The organism is Rahnella sp. PAMC25617, from assembly GCF_050606005.1.
Taxonomy (GTDB): Bacteria; Pseudomonadota; Gammaproteobacteria; order Enterobacterales; family Enterobacteriaceae; genus Rahnella; species Rahnella variigena.
Genome location: NZ_JBOCUM010000042.1, coordinates 1 through 4,995 on the forward strand (window position 1 = coordinate 1; position 4,995 = coordinate 4,995).

General features: G+C 47.7%; 5 protein-coding genes and 4 tRNA genes. 2 read left to right on the forward strand and 7 right to left on the reverse strand.

What is annotated here, in order from left to right:
• From ACM615_RS23800 to ACM615_RS23820, 5 genes are all read right to left on the reverse strand, one after another.
• On the reverse strand, window positions 1-120 hold a 120-nt coding region (locus tag ACM615_RS23800; protein ID WP_431012559.1), incomplete at its 3' end, for a GTP-binding protein.
• A gap of 108 nt (window positions 121-228) precedes the next feature.
• Window positions 229-304 (reverse strand) — tRNA-Thr (locus ACM615_RS23805).
• A 7-nt stretch (window positions 305-311) separates the two neighbouring features.
• A tRNA-Gly gene (locus ACM615_RS23810) sits at window positions 312-386 on the reverse strand.
• Window positions 387-517: 131 nt separating this feature from the next.
• Window positions 518-602, reverse strand: a tRNA-Tyr gene (locus ACM615_RS23815).
• 18 nt (window positions 603-620) lie between these two features.
• A tRNA-Thr gene (locus tag ACM615_RS23820) sits at window positions 621-696 on the reverse strand.
• A 386-nt stretch (window positions 697-1,082) separates the two neighbouring features.
• Between ACM615_RS23820 and ACM615_RS23825 the strand changes: the two genes are divergently transcribed.
• Together ACM615_RS23825 and coaA are read left to right on the forward strand one after the other, a co-directional pair.
• Window positions 1,083-1,619, forward strand: a complete 537-nt coding sequence (locus ACM615_RS23825) for a GNAT family N-acetyltransferase (RefSeq protein WP_431012622.1) — start codon at window positions 1,083-1,085, stop codon at window positions 1,617-1,619.
• Window positions 1,620-1,837: 218 nt separating this feature from the next.
• Window positions 1,838-2,788, forward strand: coding sequence for a type I pantothenate kinase (gene coaA, locus ACM615_RS23830; protein WP_112291820.1), 951 nt, complete (start codon window positions 1,838-1,840; stop codon window positions 2,786-2,788).
• A gap of 54 nt (window positions 2,789-2,842) precedes the next feature.
• Here the strand turns inward: coaA and birA are convergent, their stop codons facing one another.
• A complete protein-coding gene (birA, locus tag ACM615_RS23835; RefSeq protein WP_112291822.1) occupies window positions 2,843-3,802 on the reverse strand; it encodes a bifunctional biotin--[acetyl-CoA-carboxylase] ligase/biotin operon repressor BirA in 960 nt (319 codons plus the stop codon).
• On the reverse strand, window positions 3,799-4,836 hold the full coding sequence (murB, locus tag ACM615_RS23840) for a UDP-N-acetylmuramate dehydrogenase (RefSeq protein ID WP_132967439.1): 1,038 nt from the start codon (window positions 4,834-4,836) through the stop codon (window positions 3,799-3,801). The genes birA and murB overlap by 4 nt, the downstream gene beginning before the upstream one ends.
• Window positions 4,837-4,995: the final 159 nt, after the last annotated feature.

The following is a 4,995-nucleotide window of genomic DNA, read 5'->3' on the forward strand; positions in this document are numbered from 1 at the left end:
GTAGGTTTTAGCCAGAACGGTGGTGATTGCTGCAGTCAGGGTAGTTTTACCGTGGTCGACGTGGCCGATAGTACCAACGTTAACGTGCGGTTTGTTACGTTCAAATTTTTCTTTAGACATCGATTGTCCCTCTAAGACACGGTTAAATCGGTGGTATCACCACATCAACCAAGCATTTGCTTGACGAATTAGTTTACAGAAAGAAAATCAGGAGGGAGGATTTGGAAGTGGTGCTGATAGGCAGATTCGAACTGCCGACCTCACCCTTACCAAGGGTGCGCTCTACCAACTGAGCTATATCAGCACATACTTGGAGCGGGCAGTGGGAATCGAACCCACATCATCAGCTTGGAAGGCTGAGGTAATAGCCATTATACGATGCCCGCATCCTGGAACTCGGCTACCTGATTGTTCTGAAGAACTTCGAAGACGGGGAAAAGGACGTGAGACACTTAATTCCTCACCTTCACTTGAAGCGACTCTTTCACTTCAAGCTGCCTCATTGCTAAGGCTTGTATGGTGGTGGGGGAAGGATTCGAACCTTCGAAGTCGATGACGGCAGATTTACAGTCTGCTCCCTTTGGCCGCTCGGGAACCCCACCTAATTGTTAGTACTTGAATGGTGCCGGCACCAAGAGTCGAACTCGGGACCTACTGATTACAAGTCAGTTGCTCTACCAACTGAGCTATGCCGGCATCAAGTGCTGCGCATTCTAGGGAGACTTTAAGGGGTATGCAACAAAAAAATTGCATGTTTTGCGCTATCGCTCATGTTTTATTCAAAAAACCTGTTTTTTTACATTTTTAAGGGTTTAAAGGGTTAAATAACGCGCGAAAATATTGCTTCCCTGCGCGGTGATGGCAGCCGCTACCTTCTGTTGTTTTCCGGTTGCTCTCTGAAAAACCTTCTTTACCTACATTTAAGCCAGGCTTATGCACCACAAAAGTACCTTTGCTTCAGTAATGAGCGCGAAAAGCTGCTTTCTCTTTTACGGAGGCTGATTTTACAGCCGAATTTGTTGGCGTATTTTTTGCTACCTCCTTTATGAACGTACTGTTTTTATCATCCAAGGAGTGCAGCGATGAAGATTGTTATGCTTAATGCCGCGACATTACCGGTCTACAGAGATGAACTCGCGCGATTGCTGGTAGAGGCTAACCGCCAGGGAGCTTCTGCAGGCTTCCCTCACGTTATGGAACAAAAGCAGGCTGAAGATTCATTTCATGATTTGCGCCCTGCTCTTTCTCAAAACGAAGTATTGCTTTGGATTGCCAGAGACGAGCAGGGTGTCGTCGGTACCGTTCAGCTTGATTTAGCCGGTAAGACTGAGCTATCCCATCAGGCTGAAATTAGCACCCTGCTGGTGTGTTCTCGGGCGAGACGTCGCGGTGTGGGACGAAAGTTGATGCGAGTTCTGGAAAACACCGCTCAGGATTTGCGTTGCACTGTGCTTTCCTCAGATATGCAGTCAGGCTCAGAGGCTGAAGCTTTCTATCGCTCTCAGGGATATCGCTGCATAGAATGTAGGCACGACACGACCGGCTACAGCCGAAAAAAAGAAGTGGTCTATTACAAGCAGCTCTCCCTCTTTAGCCCCGCGTCCTATCCTCATTTCTAGTCCGCTATGGTGCGGTGAATCGCACGCCGCACTACAAGAGACTTTTCCCTGTTTGCATAACTTTCTTAAAAATTTTTAAACTCAATCAAAGAAATCGATAAGTTATAAGAAAAAGATCTCCCCCAAAAATTAAGGTGTCTATAATATGCTGCTGGTTTACTGTCTGGAGTTGGCGTGATCGCCTTTCCTGACCTGCGCTAACAGGCAGACTTTAACTTATGAAAAAAAGAGACCCATCTTTGGCAACTCCTTATCTGCAGTTTGACCGTGCGCAGTGGGCAGCCTTACGAGATTCAGTACCCCTCACGCTTAAAGAAGCGGAAGTGGTAAACCTGAAAGGCATCAACGAGGACTTGTCCCTTGAAGAAGTGGCGCAGATCTACCTGCCGCTTTCGCGCCTTCTCAATTTTTATATCAGCTCCAACCTGCGCCGCCAGGCCGTGCTCGAGCAGTTCCTCGGCACCGACGGGCAAAAAATACCCTATGTGATTGGTATTGCGGGCAGCGTTGCAGTTGGTAAAAGCACCACGGCGCGTGTCCTTCAGGCACTCCTGAGCCGCTGGCCAGAGCATCGTTCTGTTGAGCTGATTACGACTGATGGTTTCCTGTATCCTAATAAGACGCTCCAGGAGCGCGGGATCATGAAGAAAAAAGGCTTCCCGCAGTCTTACGATATGCATCAGCTGGTCAATTTCGTTTCCGAAGTCAAATCAGGTGCTAAACATGTGACTGCGCCGGTCTATTCACATCTTATTTATGATGTGATTCCGGAGGGAAATAAAGTCATTGAGCAACCGGATATTTTGATTCTGGAGGGGCTTAACGTACTGCAAAGTGGAATGGATTATCCGCACGATCCGCACCATGTATTTGTTTCCGATTTTGTTGATTTCTCAATATACGTTGATGCTCCGGAAGACTTATTACAGGGTTGGTACATCAACCGGTTCCTCAAATTCCGTCAGGGCGCCTTCTCCGATCCAGATTCTTATTTCCATCACTATGCAAAACTGCCAGAAGAAGAAGCAGTGAATATTGCGACGCAGTTATGGAATGAGATTAATGGATTGAATTTGAAAGAAAACATACTACCAACACGTGAGCGAGCCAGTCTGATTTTGACAAAGAGCGCCAATCACGCGGTCGAAAGTGTCCGGCTGAGAAAATAAACGTTCATCCATCGATATAACGATAAAGGAGAGCCGGGCTCTCCTTTATTTTGATCAAAGGCCACGCAGTGAAATTTCCCCACCGATATAAGGCTTAACGACTCCGTCTTGCTCAAGCAGCAAAGCGCCCTGAGGATCAATTCCACGTTCAATACCATGAATCTCCTGTTCACCGATCAGCAACTTAACCGGACGATCAAGGAAATTATCCAGACCACGCCAGCGGGCGATAAACGGTGTCAGTCCTTCACGCTCAAAATGCAGTAAAGCAGAACGTAGCTCATTTAAAAGTGTGGCAGTGAGTTCATTACGATCTATATTAACGCCGGCTTCCTGCAGGTTAATCCAGCCCTGATTAATCGTATCAGTCGCAGGCTCACGCATTTTGAGGTTAATACCCGCACCGATAACCAGTTGCGCGGCATCTCCGGTTTTACCTGTCAGCTCAACAAGGATCCCCGCCAGTTTACGGTCATTAAGATAAAGATCGTTAGGCCATTTAACCCGGACATCTTTGGCTCCCAGACGCTGAAGCACTTCGGCCATCACTATCCCAATCACCAGACTGAGTCCCATCGCGGCGGCTGGGCCTTGTTCCAGTTTCCAGTACATTGAAAGATAGAGATTGCTGCCAAATGGCGAAAACCATTTGCGGCCCCGGCGACCACGCCCCGCCTGCTGATACTCGGCCACACAGGCATCGCCAGAACTCAGCTCGCCGATTCTATCCATCAGATACTGGTTTGTTGAATCAATGACAGGCAGAACGCTAACTTTCCCAGATGGGAGCATCTCGAGAATTTTAGCTTCATCAAGCAACTGGATCGGATGCGGAAGGCTGTAACCTTTCCCAGGAACGGTAAATATATCTACCCCCCAGTCCCTTACCGTCTGAATATGCTTATTAATCGCCGCACGACTCATTCCCATGGCCGTACCTAATTGCTCACCAGAATGAAACTCGCCATCAGCCAGGATAGAGATTAACTGCAACGGAACCGTAATATCTTTCATGACAACGCCCCTACGGCATTCACTTCGCCCTGAGAGGCGATGAAACGGACTTCTGGTTCGAGCCAGATCCCAAATTTTTCAGCCACAGTATCACGCACGTATTTAGCCAGTGCGCGTACATCTGCGCTGGTGGCATGGTCTTTATTAATCAGCACCAACGCTTGTTTATCATGGACAGCCGCGCCGCCAATGCTAAAGCCTTTCAGACCAGCCTGTTCTACTAACCAGCCTGCTGCGAGTTTAATTTGCCCATCCGGCTGAGGATAAGCAGGCATGGAGGGATACTCTAGACTGATTCTTTTGGCGACAGAGGCATCGACGGTCGGATTTTTATAAAAGCTTCCCGCATTACCCGTCACCGCAGGGTCTGGCAACTTACTTTGGCGCATCGCACATACGGAATCGAAGATCTGGCGGGGAGTCACAGTTTCAGGGCTCAGACGACTTAAATCACCATAAGTAAGTTTTGGCTGCCATTGTTTTACCAGCTTGAGTCCGACAGCGACGATGGCGTAACCTTCTTTATACGCATGTTTAAAAATGCTTTCGCGATAACCGAACTGGCATTCAGCAGACGTTAAACGGGTAACCTTCCCAGCCTTAAGATCCAAAACATCAACGTAATCGCAAATGCTTTGCAACTCGATTCCATACGCGCCGATATTTTGAATGGGGGCCGAACCGACACAACCTGGAATTAAGGCAAGATTCTCAAGACCGGCAATATTATGCTCCAGGGCATAACAAACCAGCTGATGCCAGTTCTCACCGGCCCCCACATGCATGAGCCATTCATTGGCATTTTCAATCAGCTCAATACCTTTAATCCGGTTAAGAACGATGATTCCGGCAAAATCCTCAAGGAAAAGAACATTACTACCTTCACCTAAAAGCAAAAAGGGCTGCTGCTTTTCCTGCGCCAATTTCCAGGCATCTGATAACTGTTCTGCATTGTGAGCAAAAGTAATTTCAGCAGCATGGGCTGCAAGAGAAAAGGTATTCAGAGACTGAAGAGAAGTGTCGCCAATCGACATAACAATATTACTCATGAGTGACTTAGTTGTGGCTAGTTTAACCGATCCCAAACCCCGTTACTTCGGGTTTTGTGGGCCGTAATGGAGTAACAAACGCCAATACCAGTACAAACATCGAACAAAAAACCCCAAATTCCACATAGCAAAAAGCCCTGTACG